Origin of the sequence: Thermosynechococcus sp. PP555, assembly GCF_031583225.1 — a bacterium.
Taxonomy (GTDB): Bacteria; Cyanobacteriota; Cyanobacteriia; order Thermosynechococcales; family Thermosynechococcaceae; genus Thermosynechococcus.
The window spans coordinates 2,162,544-2,178,504 of the sequence record NZ_CP134168.1 but is presented as its reverse complement, the minus strand read 5'-3'; the positions used below and the strand labels follow the sequence as shown (position 1 = coordinate 2,178,504).

Here is a 15,961-nt window from a genome sequence, read left to right as displayed (position 1 = left end):
GAAGCTACAAGGCTAATTAATCCTTAAAAAGTGTTATCGCCCCAAAACACCTTGCTTAAACTTCGCGATGTCACCTTGATAAGAGACTCCTGTAGTTTCTTAGCCTCTTCTGCAGCTTTTATATCTCCTCTATTTTTACTTCTCTTTTCTTCAATCGCGGTAAGAATTAGACCCACTATGCCAATAGTGGCCATCGTCTTGGGATGTGTCAGTGCCTTAAACATCTTGTCAAGCATATTTCAAATCCTTGCAAAGAGTTTTACCACTAGCATGCTTAGTATGCTCAAATCAGTACCAAAACTCTGTCAAGGTTTGTTTCACATTTTTTACACTAATTCTTGGGCAAACTGAAACAAGTCTTCATCGATCAGTTGCATTGGCTGAGGCAGCAGGCATTCATTATCCTGCGGTGGTGGGTATGGTGTTGTCAGCAGCCATTAACCTTGCGCCTGCCATTGTCCACCTCAATCAGCCCGTCAGTCTCATTCTCAATAGCGTGCTCTTGGTCTTTTCCCTTGTGGCAATTACGCGCCTCAAATGGCACCCAGCGATCGCCCTTGCTGTGGGAGCAACAGTTGGATTATGCGGTGGCCAATGGTTAACTGGCACGGCCTAGTGAAGAAAACTCAAACTTGCTGGTACGGGGCACTTTTCGAGTTTTGTAAGGGTCTGGGGTCTCAGGTTCAAAATTTCTTTAAGGTGAATGAGAGACTGAAAGGGAGATTGAGTACGAAACTCAATAATCTCTTTGATATATTTTCGACGGCTTGTTTCACCTACTCCTGCATTTATAAGCCACTGTTGGATTTCGGCTCTGGAGCCTTGATTAAGCAAGCGTATTTTTAACTGAGGTTGGTTGCGATCTACCGAGGAGCCTGATAGTGTTGTTGTTGGTGTGGGGGGTGACACCTGTGGCAGTGGTAAGTTATCTAGTTTGGCATTGATGTTTACTAGGGCTGCCTCCATTTCTTTTAGGGACTGAAAAATAGCTTGATTTTGCTCTAGAAGCTGCTGAAGGAGTGTCTTGGTAAGATTTCCGTTGGAGTTGCTCGCTGGTGAGTCAAAAGCTAAAGGCTCTGTAGTTTGTTCTTGGTTTTGTGCTTCTGTTACTTCAGAAATTGTGGAGTTAGACTGAATTTGACTGAGAATTGCAGTTTCTATTTCTGGCGTATCATTTTCTTCAATAATCAGGGCATTGATTTCTTTAAGATTGGCTTTTTGGGCAGCATAATACTGCTGATGACCTGACAAGAGTTTGAAGCGATGACAGGCTAAGCGATCGCCCAAACGCCGCACCACTAGCGGTGGAAAACAGATACCTGCTTTGAGAATTGAACTAGCCAGTTCCTCTATCCTTCCCTGATCTGCGGGCACAAGGTCAGGGCTCAGTTCAATCGCTGTCAATTGAATACGTTTGCTATTGACCATTGCATTTTAGGGTTGACTAGGACTGAGTGATCCAATTGAGTTCATCTACCAAATCATTGAATTCACGGGCAGAATTTGAATTGGGCTTAAAGCGAAAAATAGATTGGGGGGCTGGTATTTCACTATCGCCACTGGCAGTCACGCGATTGAGGCTATTGGATAAGTCAACAGATTCGGTGATAATTGTCTCTAGAATTTTCAGAGGATACTTATTCGTAATTGCTTTTTGAACAGCAATAAACTTACTTGAATTCTTAGTTCGGCCATGAATTTTTGAGGGCAAAATTCCCACAATATCTAAGGGTTTTTTACCCAACTTGACCCGCAAGTCTGCAAATCGTCGATTAATATCTTTCACAAACGACATGACGTACTTTAGGCCTTGATTGGCAAAGGGCTTAAAATCTGAGGGAATAATGAGATAATCTGAGGCAATCAGGGCAATTTCGGCGTAGAGATCCCAAGCTGGCGGTGCATCTATGATGACAATATCGTAGGCATCCTTGAGTGCTTCTAACTTCATAAGCAGTTGTAGATGAATGGCATCAATCTCCTTCAGGAGATCACGGGTTTCAATGCTCACTAAATCAATATGGGCAGGGACAACATCAATCTCTGGGTGATTAAAAGACTGGGATTTCCTAACCACTTTTTCAATGGGATACTCATCGGCATATCTGAGCACATGGAAGATATGAGCATCCCGCAGTGTATCCTCCTCTTCAAACAGAAAACTCATTAAGCCAGTGGCAAAGGTCGTATTGGCTTGAGAGTCCATGTCAATAACCAAAACCCGCTTTTCCCGACAACGAAAGGCAGCTGCTAAGTTGACAGCAACAGTAGTTTTCCCCACACCACCCTTGTTGTGATAAATGGTAATAACTTTCACGCTTCTTTCCTGTCGAGTCGGTTGTCGAGTCGGTTACTGAAGGCTGAGGAGGCGGTGACGGTGTCGCGATCGCCTGCACCTGCGAGGTTGGCAGGGCTAAAGGTCAACTCACCATTGACCAAATCTACCAAAATCGTATCGCCGGGTGCAAAGACCTCTTCAAGGATCTTCACGGCGAGGGGGTTCTCCAATTCCCGTTGAATGGCGCGTTTCAGAGGACGTGCCCCATAGACTGGATCAAAGCCCACCGCCACCAAATGATCTAGCGCTGCCGGGGTGAGGCGCAGGCGAATTTTTTGATCCGCAAGGAGTTTCTCCACCCGTCGCAGTTGAATTTGAGCAATCTGTGCCAGTTCAGCCCGCCCTAGGCCATGGAAGAGGATCAAGTCATCAATGCGGTTGAGAAATTCGGGGCGAAAATACTTTTGCGCACTTTGGAGTACCCGTTGGCGCATTTCCTCATAGCGACTGTCATCCCCGGCCAAATCTAAAATATGCTCGCTGCCCAAGTTGCTGGTCATAATGATCACGGTATTGCGGAAGTCCACCGTTCGCCCTTGGGAATCAGTGACGCGGCCATCATCGAGCACCTGCAAGAGCACATTAAAGACTTCTGGATGGGCTTTTTCCACCTCGTCAAACAGAACCACGGCATAGGGACGACGGCGAATCGCTTCCGTCAGTTGACCGCCACTGTCAAAGCCGACATACCCCGGTGGTGCGCCAATCATGCGGGAGACAGCGTGTTTTTCCATGTACTCCGACATATCAATGCGCACAAGGGCATTTTCATCATCAAAGAGGGCTTCGGCAAGAGCACGGGCCAGTTCTGTTTTGCCCACCCCCGTGGGACCCATAAAGAGAAAGGAACCAATGGGACGGGCAGGGTCTTTCATGCCGGCTCGCGCTCGGCGAATCGCTGCGGCCACGGCGGCCACGGCATCGGTTTGACCAATCACCCGCTGATGGAGAACTTGTTCCAGTTGCAGGAGTTTTTGCCGTTCTGAGGCCATTAATTTTTGCAGCGGAATTCCCGTCCACTTGGCAACAATTTCAGCAATGTCGGCTTCGGTGACTTGATCGCGCAAAAAGGTGCCACCTTCGGCCTGAAGTTCCAAAAGTTGTGCTTCGGTGCTTTCCAATTCCCGTTGCAGCGTCTCGAGGCGACCATATTTAAGTTGAGCAGCTTTGTTGAGGTTGTAGTCCCGCTCCGCTTGCTCGATTTGCAGCTTTACCTGATCTTCCTCTTCTTTGAGGCTGTTGATGCGCTCTAGGAGGTCTTTTTCGGCTTGCCAGCGGGCTTGCATGGCCTGTTGTCGCGGTTGCAGTTGGGCAATTTCCTCTTCGATGCGCTGCAGGCGATCGCGGGTGGCTTGCAGTGGCACTTGGCTCAGGGGTAGGCTTTCCTCCTGCTTGAGGGAGAGTTTTTCCATCTCCAGTTGCCGCAGGCGCCGCTCAAGGGCTTCGAGTTCAGCGGGCTTGGTGGTGATTTCCATTTTCAGTTTGGCCGCCGCTTCATCCACGAGATCAATGGCCTTGTCGGGCAAAAAGCGATCGCTAATATAGCGATCCGAAAGCATCGCCGCTGCCACCAATGCCGAGTCAGTAATTTTGACGTTGTGGTGAATTTCGTAGCGATCCTTGAGACCCCGCAAAATTGAGATCGTATCCTCAACACTGGGCTGGCCAATATACACCTGCTGGAAGCGACGCTCGAGGGCAGCATCCTTCTCAATATGCTTGCGGTACTCGTCTAGGGTGGTGGCACCAATACAGCGCAGTTCGCCCCGCGCCAACATCGGCTTCAGGAGGTTGCTGGCATCCATCGAGGCGTTTTGATTGGCACCCGCACCAACCACGGTGTGCAATTCATCAATAAAGAGAACAATTTGACCGTCGGAATGGGTCACTTCATGGAGAACCGCCTTGAGGCGATCTTCAAAGTCACCGCGAAACTTGGCACCCGCCACCAGACTCCCCAGATCAAGGGAAATCAACCGCCGATTTTTTAGCGATTCTGGTACATCCCCATTGATAATCCGCTGGGCAAGACCTTCGGCAATCGCCGTTTTCCCAACTCCAGGTTCGCCGATGAGCACGGGATTATTCTTAGTGCGGCGCGAGAGCACTTGAATGACGCGGCGGATTTCCTCATCGCGGCCAATGACCGGATCTAGTTTACCTTGGCGGGCTGCTTCGGTGAGATCGCGACCGTACTTTTCAAGGGCAGCGTATTTATTTTCGGGGTTTTGGTCTAAGACTTTTTGGGCGCCGCGAATGGCTTTGACGGTGGCCGCCAACTGCTCGCGATCGCAATTCAAAGCGCGGAACAGACGTTGACCAATACGGCGATCGCCCACAAATGCGAGGACAAGATGCTCAATCGAAATAAACTGATCCTCTTGCTCTTGGCGCAGACGATTGGCTTCATCAAGGAGAGCATCCAAGCTGCGGCCACAGTAGAGTTCGCTTCCCGTTGGCACGCGGGGTTGCTGTTTGGCAAAGTCCATCAGTCGCTTGAGAACCCATTCAGTGTCAATATCAGCCCGTTCAAAGATCAGTTGCCCCAGTCCCTCTTCCCGCAGGAGGGCAATCATCAAGTGCTCTGTTTCCAGATATTGGCTGCGATATTCCCGTGCCACATCTTGGGACTTAACAATGGCTTCCCATGCTTTATCAGTAAACTTTGTTGGATCCGTTGGTTGCATAGTGATAATTGAGGGCAAAACCCCACCGACCGTGAATGCATTATGCCATCATCTTCAGTGTAATCAACAGGCCACCGCCACACCCGCAGGACGACTTATAGAGGTGGCAGATAGAGAAACCGCCGCAGGAGATTAGCGAGTTTTTTCTTGCTGTCATAGCCGCTACTGTAGTACTGCCGCAGGGGAACTGTCTCGCCAGAAGTGAGGTGCACCACGACGCGATAGAAGCGATCGCCATTAGAATCCACCAACTCCTCAATAGCCACTTCTTTGATGTCCTGCAAGCGCAATTCCTTCTGAGTGCGGCGGAAAAAATTTGCATGGAGAATCGTCAAGGTGCCACTGCCCCGATCCAAATCCAGTGTTAAGACGGATGCGAAAGAAATGAAACTCATCCCTACCAGAAAGAACACCCCCGCAATGATCCCAATGAGCCAGCGATCGTCCACACGCGCTGAAAGTTCGGTTTGATTGGGATTGGCTAAGAACTGATTAATTTGCTGCACCATGGCGGCGCGATCGCCCGGCTCCGAGGAGGCAACGCCTAATATGGTTGAGTTGCCCGCTATTTCAAGAACAACGCGGTACATGCGATCGCCTTCGCTGTCAATGTAGTCCTCCAACTTTGCCTGTCGCAGTAGAGGAAGCGGAATTTTCACCCGCTCTTGGCTCACGAAGGAGGTTGTGGTGGCAATACATTCATAGGGTAGGGTTTGGCGTTGGCAGTGAATTTCTGCAACAGGAAAGAAGCTGAGCATCAACGTAGGTACAAGAGCAAACACCCCACCCATAAACCAACTCAGCAAAGGGCGTTCCCGCAAGCGCAAGCGATAGTCCGTTTGCTCCAAGATTTTCATCGCTGATTGTTATCCTTGAGCACGCAAAAATCCTGCGACACTGGCTGCCAACTGCTGAAAATTGGGTTCGATGCGTTGGCCGAGATACTCCTCCACAGCGCGAGCAATCATGCCAGCTAGGAAGGAGGGTACCCCCGGAATGCGTTTTGGATCAATGCGTAGATGACCTCGGCTAGTGATAATTGTTGAGTCACCCACAGCAATGAATTGATTTTCCCCTTGGCAGTCAATGGCCTCGGTAAAGGCATGGGGTGCAATGCGCCAGCGGGTGAGATAGTGGCGATCGTCCCAATGGGTGTAGTCCGTCCACGAGAGCATTGCCTCACTCAGCAGTGCCCGAGCCGCTGCCGGAATTTCGCCACCCCCATGCCAGACCAGAACCATCTCTAAGATCTCAGGCTGTTCCCTGCGCTCTTGCACCTCAATTTTACGCACATTGGGCATCCAGTTGACTAACTCAGGCAGGCGATCGCGATAGGTACGATAGACGTGCTCGCGGGGAAAGGGCAGCTCTACTTGGGAGGCAATTTCCATCACCCTATCCCCACTGTGGATACTGCCGCGCAATCACAACCACATAGTCCCCCCCTTGCAGCTCATAGTCCATTGGTGGGTTAATCTCCGTCTGGCGACGCCCCTCAATGCGACGTTCCACAGCGACTAAGAGGGCATCGTACTGCTCCTTGAGGTGTCGTTGCGCATACCAAAAGGTTTTGCCTGCCAGCGTTGACGGCAAAGGCAGCCGATAAAATTGATTGCCCACCTGTACCGTTAGGAGTTCGGCAAAGACATCCATCGCCCCTTGATTGCGCACCGCATTGCCAATGAGATGACCCGCCATTTCATCAGCCACCACCACATCTTCCACCCCTGCCGCCTGAAGTTGCACATTATTATTGCGATCCAAAAGCTGGGCACAGGTGTAAATCGTTGGATTGAGTTTTTCCATGGTCAGTGCAGCGAGAACCGTTCGGGCATCGCGGTCTTGATCACTGCGGGGCTGGCTGGTATCCGCCAAGAGAATGGCACGGGAGGCGTGGTAAATCTGCACCTTCTCTAAAACGTCAATGCGGGTATAGTCTCCCGAATAAAAGTAGAGGCGATTTTGATCTACTCTCCGCAACTCACTCAAGGGCAACTGTTCCAGTTCAGCAACAATGACAATCGGTGCATGGCGGGTTTGGGGATCGGTTTGCAACTCCTGCAACACTAGGGGGGCACTGCGATTCCAGCCACAGAGAATAATGTGGTTGCGCAACTCATCCAAGTCAAAGTTCTTAATGCTCATGACTGATTGCAACCGCTGCACCATGAAGGCAGACACCACCCCTGTAAACACTGCAAACAAGGTCAGCCCCGACAAAACCACCACTAGGGTAATGATCCGCCCGGCATGGGTTTTGGGATAGGCACCAATGGGTTCGGCGGACACTAAGGAAAAGAAGCTGTACCACAGGGCATCCCCAAGGGTCTCGATGTCTGGGTTTGAGGTTCCTTCGATAATATAAAAAGCCAGTCCCCCAAAGAGCATGATCAACACAATGATTAACAGTGCTGAAATTTGGGCACCGTAGAGACCAGAAATCTGGGGAGAAATGTAGTGTAGGTTGCGATTGATCAAAATCGAGGCACGGGGTAGGCGCAAAAGGGGCAGCAGACGAAACAGGGGCCACTGGGGCGGCATCGGTAAAATCGCGACTAGATCAAGCCAGTAGTGGCGGAAAAATCGTTGCTTTTTGCGGGCGATCGCAAGGCGTAGGCATAACTCAACAACAAAGCACAGCCGTAGGGGCAAATCCGCCAAGATCAGAAAAAAATTAGGGTGGCCGGGCTGTACCCAGAAAAGATCGACCACCACTAAAAGTACCCATATGAGGATCAAAACCAACAGGCTGATTTCTACCTGTGGTGCGTGCAGAAATAGATCAAGCTGTTGTCTTAGCCGGCTTTGTCCCATGAGTGCCGCTAGAAGAGAACATCAAATTGCCGCGATTTGCCGGCTAACCATCAGATTTAGGTGGGAATCAATTCTCCCGGACGCAGTTTTGCCCACCGTCCCTGTTCTTCGACGAAACTGGCACAACCAACCACATCCCACTCCAATAGAATCTCTTCCCCTTGGGTACGGATGTTGATATTGATCGTCGGCTCAATTGGGTCAAAGTCTGGCGTGAGGGTCAGATGGGGCTGTTGGTGCTGCTCCTCAACGGCATAGTATGTGGTACAGCGATCCACAAGGGCGCAGTTAACACAGATACACATGGAACTCTCCCAATGCCACATGCTCCTACTCTAGCGCATCCCTTAGGGGCGCCAAGGGAACTGCTGAAAGTTGGGGGGACGTTTTTCCAAAAAGGCGTTTTTGCCCTCGGCACTCTCTTCAGTGAGGTAGTACAGCAAGGTTGCATTGCCGGCTAATTCCTGTAGGCCGGCTTGACCATCACAATCGGCATTAAAGGCCGCCTTCAAGCAGCGAATGGCCAAGGGACTTTTGGTGAGAATCTCTTGCGCCCAGCGGATCCCCTCAGCCTCCAGTTCCTCAACGGGGACAACAGCATTGACTAGACCCATCGCTAAGGCTTCCTGAGCCGTATATTGCCGACAGAGAAACCAAATTTCACGGGCTTTTTTCTGGCCGACAATGCGGGCAAGATAACTCGCACCAAACCCCGCATCAAAACTACCCACCCGTGGCCCCGTTTGACCAAAAATGGCATTCTCAGCAGCAATGGTGAGGTCACAGACCAAGTGCAGCACATGGCCACCGCCAATGGCATAGCCGGCCACAAGGGCAATCACCACCTTTGGCAGGGAGCGAATTTGCCGTTGCAGATCCAGCACATTCAGCCGTGCTACTCCCTGATCATCCAGATAGCCTGCCTCACCCCGAATACGTTGGTCACCACCCGCACAAAAGGCATACTTACCATCGGTGTGGGGGCCTGCCCCGGTGAGCAAGACAACGCCAATCGTGGGATCGTTGCGGGCATCCTCAAAGGCCTGACTCATTTCCACAATAGTTTGGGGACGAAAGGCATTGCGCTTGTGGGGACGGTTAATCGTAATTTTGGCAATGCCCGTCGTTTTGTGGTAGAGGATGTCAGTGTAGTAGTGAACCTGCTGCCAGTGGACGCTGTCCATAGAGTGTGATGGGTAAGATGGATTCTCATTGTAACCTGAGGGGTTCTCGGGTTTAGAGGGGAGCAAAATCGCAAAAAAAATTAACATCCACCACCTAGGGGAGGCTAGGAGAGCTATGTTAGGCTGTTGCTGACAATAGTTTGTGCTTCTTTGCTATGAGCGACCTCCTCAACACCTGCCCCAATTTGCAAGCGGATTGTGATCGCCTCCTTGACCTATTGAATGCGGAACCCAAGCTGCGCTCCTTTGATATTACGCCAGTTCAAACTTCCCTGCGCAAGGCGGTTTCGCCGACATTTGAGATTGTTTTTGCAGGGCCTTTTAGTGCTGGCAAATCAATGCTGATCAATGCACTATTGGAGCGCGAACTCCTCTACAGTGCCCAAGGTCACGCAACGGGAACCATTTGCCGTGTCGCCTATGCTGAACCCGATCGCGAGCGAGCTGTTTTGACGTTTTACACCGAGGGGGAAATTCAAAAACAAGTCACGGATATTGGCGATCGCCTGCGGTTAGGAGGCAACATTGATATTAATAATCCCAGCTCGATTCAAGAGGCGATTCAGTTTGCCAACCAAATTATTGAACAGGAGGGGGGTGAGGGGCGATCCCAACGGGCACGGGAAGCCAATGGTCTAAAATTGCTGCTCCAAGGTCGCCAACAAAATGCTGCCCACATTCATCCCACGGTCAATAATTCCTTCTCCATGGATGGCTTGGGCTTTGGCACGATCGCGGAAGCATCAGAATATGCCCGTCAGGGCCCCAATAGCGCCGTTCTCAAAAAAATTGAGTACTACTGCCATCACCCACTCTTGGCAGGGGGAAATGTTTTGATTGACACCCCCGGCATTGATGCACCGATCAAGGAGCACGCTGAGCTAGCCTATCGCTGTATCAATGATCCAGAAGCTTCAGCCGTGATTGTTGTTTATCAAATTGCTGCCTCTGGGGAAATTATTCAGGAGGAAATTGAGCTACTGGAAAATATCAAGAACAATCCGGGGCTGCGCGATCGCGTGTTTCATATCATTAACCGCATTGATCAAACGTGGTTTGATGCCGATTTGCGCGAGAAGGTCAACAATACGATCGCCAAGTCCTTTTACTCACCCCCGGATCGCGTTTATCGCACCAGTGGCCTCTTGGGCTTCTATGGTAGTCAGTTGCTCAAATGTAGCGATCGCGATCGCTATGGGCTAGACTCTCTCTTTGCCAATGAAATCAGCAAGCTCAAACAACGCACCGATGCCCCGAAATTTATCTCCGAGTTTCTGCGCTACTGTATTTTCTCCTACAAACTGCCCAGCAAGTTTCGCATTCAACTGGACACAGACAAAACACCCCTTGAGAGCTATGAACTCATTTTGCAACGCTATGGCCACGAACTAATCCAACACATGATTAAAGATAGCGAAGTGGAAATTTTCTGCAGTGACATCAGCCGCTATCTACGGGAGGAAAAATACCCGCAACTATTGGAGCAATTGGTTAGCGATCTGCAAAATGTCTGCATTAACCTCAGCAATTTATATCAGCCAGAACTCCATGAATTAAAACAGCAACCCAATGACATTGAAGCCCTCAAGCAGACGAAGCTTTTGGATCTTAGCCAAGAACTGAAAATCGCCGGGGATGAGTTTTATCGGCATATTGATCAGTTTCTCAATCGTATCAAGGGCGGCCAGTCTCCAGAGGCAGAGCAGGACTATAAACGGCTGAAAAACAACCTTGTCACTTCCCTCGAGCAACTCCTGCGCCAGTTCTCCGTGGCTACTATTTATCAACAGGCCCTTGATAGTCATCCCACCAACTCCGTTGTTCCCGTTATGGGGATTTTGGCGGAGGCCTTCTATTACTTGGCCAATGGTCTCAAGAAAACCCTCGTCGAGTCTTCCCAAGAGGTGATCAAAAATCTCTTTAAGCAGTTGAGGCGGGAGATTTACCAGCAGCCCTACTATCGCGAACTCTTTCGCCTACTGGGGAATGACAGCGGCATTGATCAAATGTTGGCCAAGCTGGAGGAGGAGGTACTGACTAGTATTACGACGGTGGCACGCATTGAGTGCGATCGCTATGTGCGGGAGCGCGAGGATTTCTATCATGATACCCAAGGGGTGATGAAACTGCGGGAGGTGCTGCGCAAAGCCTGCAATACCTTTGATGCTTCGAGTATGTTTGAGGCGGAAACCGAACTGCGGGAACTCCTGAAAATGGACTTTGTTCACAAGATCAAGAAAACCATTGAAGTGACCTATCGAGCCGCGATCGCCACCGCGATTACAGAGCCTCTCCTCACTGCCGCCAAGCAACATAGCCAAGAGATTCTCCAGCAACAGCAACAGGCACGGGAGCACCTCGGCAAAACCCTAGAAAAAGAAGCGGCTGAAAGCATTGAGCACAATGCCGCCAAACTGAAGGAACTAGAGGCCAAGATTGCCATGTACAACGAGGCGGTGACGGGCATTAACCGCTGCCTCGAACAACAGGGGCGCGATCACCAGAAACTTCCCCTGATTCTTTGAGTATTGATGCAGGATTCGTCTTAACCTGCGTTGCCTACCCCCGCCGCAGTGATTGTGTTATCTTGACTCATCAAGAAGAAGAGCTGGCGGGCCGTGCCCAGAGTAATTTTTCCCTGCTGGAATAGTAGAATGGCAATTTCGAGTTTGAGATCAGCTTCAGTGATGTGCGCTGTTTGTAAAAACTCATCGGGAATTACTCAACTCATAATCCAAAATCCCCTTTAATATCAATTTGTGTCAACCCATCGCCGTCTGATGCCGTGATGCCCGCAGTACTGGCGGATGGGGGTGCCAACCCGTTGGCTGGTTATAGCAGGTATCATAAAACTTTAGGCGAATGGGCGTAGCAGCAAATGAGTAGGGATTTTCTCGCAGGACTGAATCCATCACAACGGCAGGCGGTGGAGCACTATTGTGGCCCGATGTTGGTGGTGGCAGGCGCTGGTTCCGGGAAAACTCGCACGCTCACCTATCGCATTGCCCATTTGATTCGCCAGCATCAGGTGGCACCAGAAAATATCTTGGCGGTGACGTTTACAAATAAGGCCGCCCGCGAAATGAAGGAGCGGATTGAAGCTCTCTTTGGTCAAGAGGTGGCTCAGCAACTCTACGGGCGGGACTGGCTGGATCTCTCTCCCCTCGAACAACAGCGGGTGCGATCGCGAGTCTATCAAACGTACACGAAGCCCCTTTGGATTGGCACGTTCCACAGCCTGTGTGCCCGACTCCTGCGCTTGGAAATAGAGGCCTATCAACATCCCCAAGGGTATCGCTGGACGCGGCATTTCACCATTTTTGATGAGTCAGATGTGCAAAGCCTGATTAAGGAAATTGCCACTGCGGAACTCAATCTCGATGAGCGCCAGCATGATCCGCGCGGTATCCGCTACAAAATTAGCCATGCCAAAAACCGAGGGCTAAGCCCCGATCAATTGGAGCAGGAACAGCGATCGCCCGCTGGCCGGGTGGCCGCCGAGGTTTATCGTCGCTATGAGGCAACCCTTGCCCAGAATAACGCCCTTGACTTTGATGATTTGATTTTGCGAACGGTGCAGCTGCTACAACAGCACCCCGAGCGCCTTGAGTATTGGCATCAGCAATTCCAACATATTCTGGTGGATGAGTACCAAGACACCAACCGCACCCAATACGATCTCATTCGGCTATTGGCCACCAATGGTACGCCACCGCAACAGTTTCAGAATTGGGGCGATCGCTCGATTTTTGTCGTCGGCGATGTCGATCAGTCCATTTATTCCTTTCGCTGCGCTGATTTCACTATCCTGATGAATTTCCAGCAGGATTTTGGCGATCGCCTGCCCGATGACGATAGCCGCACAATGATCAAGCTAGAGGAAAACTATCGCTCTGTTGCCAACATTTTGCAGGCCGCCAATCATCTCATTGAGCACAACAACGAACGCATTGCTAAAGTGCTGCGTCCCACCAAAGGAGAAGGCGCTCCCATTTACTGCGAGTGTTGCCACACTGAAACCGATGAAGCCTCTTTTGTTGTCCAAACCATCAAAGCCTTGGGCAGTCAATCCCTCGAACCCCAATGGGGACGGTTTGCCATTCTCTACCGCACCAACGCCCAATCGCGCCCCTTTGAGGAGGCCTTAGTGCGTGCCAACATTCCCTACACCGTGGTTGGTGGTCTCAAATTCTATGAGCGCAAGGAAGTCAAGGATGTTCTCGCTTATTTGCGGCTGGTGCAAAACCCCCAAGACACCGTGAGTCTGCGGCGAATTATCAACGTGCCACGACGCGGCATTGGCAAAACCAGTTTGGATCGCCTCAGTGACGCCGCGCAAACCCTTGGCATTTCCCTGTGGGATTTAATTGCCGATACCGAATCCATGACGCCCTTGGCCGGGCGAGCCAGTCGTGCCGTGCAGCAGTTTGTGACCCTCATGACCCGCCTGCGATCGCTAGTGGACGACATTGAATTGCCTGAACTGGTGAAAACCGTGATTGAAGAGACAGGCTACCGCCGCGAACTCGAAAACGAAGGCACTGACGAAAGCCTAGAGCGACTGCAAAACCTAATGGAATTGGTTAACGCTGCCCAGCAATTTAGCGAAGAAAACGAGGGGGCAAGCCTCAGCGATTTTCTCAACAGTTCTGCCCTTGCCTCGGATTTGGATACCTTGCAGGAGGGAGAGGGCGTCGTTTCCCTGATGACCTTGCATGCCGCTAAGGGGCTAGAATTTCCCGTTGTCTTTTTGGTGGGCATGGAGCAGGGACTCTTTCCCAACTTCCGCAGTCTCAACGACCCCATGGCTCTCGAAGAAGAACGCCGCCTTTGCTATGTCGGCATCACCCGTGCCCAAGAACAACTCTTTCTCACCTTTGCCCAAAGCCGTCGCCGCTACGGTGGCAGTGAAGATACGATTCCTTCGCAATTTTTGACAGAGCTACCCCCAGAACTGCTGACAGGGAATGTTCAACGACGACCCAAAATGGCTGCTGTCACGAAGCTATCCCCCGCACGGTTGAGCAAGGCTGCTGCCTCTGGTTGGCGGGTGGGCGATCGCATTCTCCATCCTGTCTATGGCGAAGGGGAAATTACCCATGTCTTTGATACTGGCCCGGAGCTCTCCTTGGTGATTCGTTTCCCACGTCGCGGGCAAAGGGTGGTGGATCCCCGCCTGACACCCCTTGAGCGGCTATAAATCGAGCGAACCGATCCGAGCTGAACAATATGAAGTCTTATTGCAGGATGCGGCTGTTTGGGTGCCACTCACGCTTTTTGAGCGTCATGATAAGCATGAACCTATAGGAACTTCCCGTGAGCAAGAGCATTATTGCAGCAACGCTGCTTGCCCTCAGCGCTGGGGCGCACACCTACGCGATCGCCCCCCAAATGCCCACAATGGTCGCTCAGCCAGCCCAACCCGCAGGCACCACCTTCTATGCTGATATGGGCGAGGGTCTATTTCGCATCAGTGGTCGCCCGAATCAAAAAGTAACGTTTATGAGCATTGCCATTGATCCACAAAAGGTGGCGGATATCAATATGCAACTGGCGGATGGCAACTATATTGGCTTTTCTGGCAACGTCATTCAGCAGGATGCCTACAATCTGCGGATTCGCTTGACTAGTTCTGGTATGGCCGATGCCAATGGCACCCTCAATCTCCGTTATGGCGGTCAGCAGTCCATTCTCAACTTGGCGGGCAATGGTCAATTGGATGGTCAGCCCTTTGTGCTCACCTTCCGAGGCAAGATGAAATAATGAGTTGACAGAACTCCACCAAACCCAAGATAATAGAAGACCGCTGACCAAATCTATCACGAGCGGAACTGGCGGAATTGGTAGACGCGCTAGATTCAGGTTCTAGTGTCCGCAAGGACTTCGGGGTTCAAGTCCCCGGTTCCGCATCCTAGGAAGCCTGCAAAGTACGGTACGATAGAAGCATTGGCTTCTGTGCGCTGTCATTATGGCTTTTTCGTCCATTGCCGTTCGCGAACTCCCCATTTTTCCCTTGCCGGATGTTGTGCTCTTTCCGGGGCGACCACTGCCACTCCACATTTTTGAATTTCGCTACCGCATCATGATGAATACGATTCTTGAGAGCGATCGCCGCTTTGGCATCGTGATGTGGGATCCACAAACGGGACGGCCAGCCACGGTGGGCTGTTGTGCGGAAGTGCGTCGCTACGAACGGCTTCCCGATGACCGCATGCTCATTGATTCCTTGGGTCAGCAGCGGTTTCGCATCTTGGACTACGTGCGCGAAAAACCCTACCGCGTTGGACTGGTGGAGTGGATTGAGGATGAACCCACCAGCATTGATCTGCGCCCCTTGGCCAAGGAAGTGCGGCAACTTCTTGAGGATGTGGTGCGCCTCTCAGCAAAACTGACGGAACAACCCATGGAGCTGCCCCCCGATGTGCCCACGGCTGCCCTTGAATTGTCCTATTGGATTGCCAGTAATTTTCGCGGTGTCGCTCAGGAGCAGCAACGTCTTCTAGAGCTACAATCCACCTACGATCGCCTACTGCGGGAAGCAGAAATTTTAACCACCACCCGCAATCACTTAGCCGCACGGACTGTTCTTAAGGAGACCTTCAAATAGGCAGTGCCCTGCACCATTGAATATGCTAGGCTAGAAATCCTGATTATTTTGCACCATCTGCCTTGCTGGGGAGGAAACCAATGAGCCGTGTTTGTCAACTAACTGGAAAAAAAGCCAATAACGCCTATGCCATTTCCCACTCCCACCGGCGGACGAAAAAACTGCAAGAAGTGAATTTGCAATGGAAACGGGTATGGTGGCCAGAAGGCAACCGTTGGGTGCGGCTGCGCCTCTCTACCAAAGCCATTAAAACCCTTGAGCGCAAAGGCCTGAGTGCATTTGCCAAAGAAGCGGGGTTGAATCTCAACAAGCTCTAAGGCATTGCCCAGAC

At 51.1% G+C, this 15,961-nt stretch carries 15 protein-coding genes and 1 tRNA gene; 7 read left to right on the top strand and 9 right to left on the bottom strand.

The window, feature by feature from the left end:
• Positions 1 to 23 precede the first annotated feature (23 nt).
• On the bottom strand, positions 24 to 236 hold the full coding sequence (locus RHH27_RS10735) for a hypothetical protein (protein WP_310742742.1): 213 nt from the start codon (positions 234 to 236) through the stop codon (positions 24 to 26).
• 140 nt (positions 237 to 376) lie between these two features.
• Between RHH27_RS10735 and RHH27_RS10730 the strand changes: the two genes are divergently transcribed.
• Positions 377 to 616: a hypothetical protein gene (locus RHH27_RS10730; RefSeq protein WP_302678260.1), complete on the top strand. Its 240-nt coding sequence runs from the start codon at positions 377 to 379 to the stop codon at positions 614 to 616.
• On the opposite strand, the gene RHH27_RS10725 is transcribed toward RHH27_RS10730, so the two are convergent.
• From RHH27_RS10725 to menB, 8 genes are all read right to left on the bottom strand, one after another.
• The gene (locus tag RHH27_RS10725; protein ID WP_310438029.1) at positions 613 to 1,404 is read right to left on the bottom strand and encodes a ParB N-terminal domain-containing protein; all 792 of its coding nucleotides are present in this window, start codon (positions 1,402 to 1,404) and stop codon (positions 613 to 615) included. The genes RHH27_RS10730 and RHH27_RS10725 overlap by 4 nt on opposite strands.
• 40 nt (positions 1,405 to 1,444) lie before the next feature.
• On the bottom strand, positions 1,445 to 2,317 hold the full coding sequence (locus tag RHH27_RS10720) for a ParA family protein (protein ID WP_302678258.1): 873 nt from the start codon (positions 2,315 to 2,317) through the stop codon (positions 1,445 to 1,447).
• Entirely contained in the window at positions 2,314 to 5,025 is a 2,712-nt protein-coding gene (gene clpB / locus RHH27_RS10715; RefSeq protein WP_302678257.1) for an ATP-dependent chaperone ClpB, read from the bottom strand. The genes RHH27_RS10720 and clpB overlap by 4 nt, the downstream gene beginning before the upstream one ends.
• A 95-nt stretch (positions 5,026 to 5,120) precedes the next feature.
• Entirely contained in the window at positions 5,121 to 5,882 is a 762-nt protein-coding gene (locus RHH27_RS10710; protein ID WP_302678256.1) for a hypothetical protein, read from the bottom strand.
• Positions 5,883 to 5,891: 9 nt separating this feature from the next.
• Positions 5,892 to 6,416, bottom strand: coding sequence for an SRPBCC family protein (locus RHH27_RS10705; RefSeq protein ID WP_302677624.1), 525 nt, complete (start codon positions 6,414 to 6,416; stop codon positions 5,892 to 5,894).
• A gap of 4 nt (positions 6,417 to 6,420) precedes the next feature.
• Entirely contained in the window at positions 6,421 to 7,740 is a 1,320-nt protein-coding gene (locus RHH27_RS10700; protein WP_302678255.1) for a TrkA family potassium uptake protein, read from the bottom strand.
• A 155-nt stretch (positions 7,741 to 7,895) separates the two neighbouring features.
• A complete protein-coding gene (locus RHH27_RS10695) occupies positions 7,896 to 8,144 on the bottom strand; it encodes a Ycf34 family protein (protein ID WP_149819240.1) in 249 nt (82 codons plus the stop codon).
• Between the two features lie 42 nt (positions 8,145 to 8,186).
• On the bottom strand, positions 8,187 to 9,023 hold the full coding sequence (gene menB / locus RHH27_RS10690; RefSeq protein ID WP_302678254.1) for a 1,4-dihydroxy-2-naphthoyl-CoA synthase: 837 nt from the start codon (positions 9,021 to 9,023) through the stop codon (positions 8,187 to 8,189).
• Between the two features lie 155 nt (positions 9,024 to 9,178).
• Between menB and RHH27_RS10685 the strand changes: the two genes are divergently transcribed.
• From RHH27_RS10685 to rpmB, 6 genes are all read left to right on the top strand, one after another.
• Positions 9,179 to 11,548 carry a dynamin-like GTPase family protein gene (locus RHH27_RS10685; RefSeq protein ID WP_302678253.1) on the top strand — a complete coding sequence of 790 codons (2,370 nt, stop codon included), beginning with the start codon at positions 9,179 to 9,181 and terminating at the stop codon, positions 11,546 to 11,548.
• Positions 11,549 to 11,901: 353 nt separating this feature from the next.
• On the top strand, positions 11,902 to 14,223 hold the full coding sequence (gene pcrA / locus RHH27_RS10680; RefSeq protein WP_302678252.1) for a DNA helicase PcrA: 2,322 nt from the start codon (positions 11,902 to 11,904) through the stop codon (positions 14,221 to 14,223).
• Between the two features lie 116 nt (positions 14,224 to 14,339).
• Entirely contained in the window at positions 14,340 to 14,786 is a 447-nt protein-coding gene (locus RHH27_RS10675) for a hypothetical protein (protein WP_206200112.1), read from the top strand.
• 62 nt (positions 14,787 to 14,848) lie between these two features.
• A tRNA-Leu gene (locus tag RHH27_RS10670) sits at positions 14,849 to 14,932 on the top strand.
• A 59-nt stretch (positions 14,933 to 14,991) separates the two neighbouring features.
• Positions 14,992 to 15,630: an LON peptidase substrate-binding domain-containing protein gene (locus tag RHH27_RS10665; protein ID WP_149819234.1), complete on the top strand. Its 639-nt coding sequence runs from the start codon at positions 14,992 to 14,994 to the stop codon at positions 15,628 to 15,630.
• Positions 15,631 to 15,710: 80 nt separating this feature from the next.
• A complete protein-coding gene (rpmB, locus tag RHH27_RS10660) occupies positions 15,711 to 15,947 on the top strand; it encodes a 50S ribosomal protein L28 (protein ID WP_149819231.1) in 237 nt (78 codons plus the stop codon).
• Positions 15,948 to 15,961: the final 14 nt, after the last annotated feature.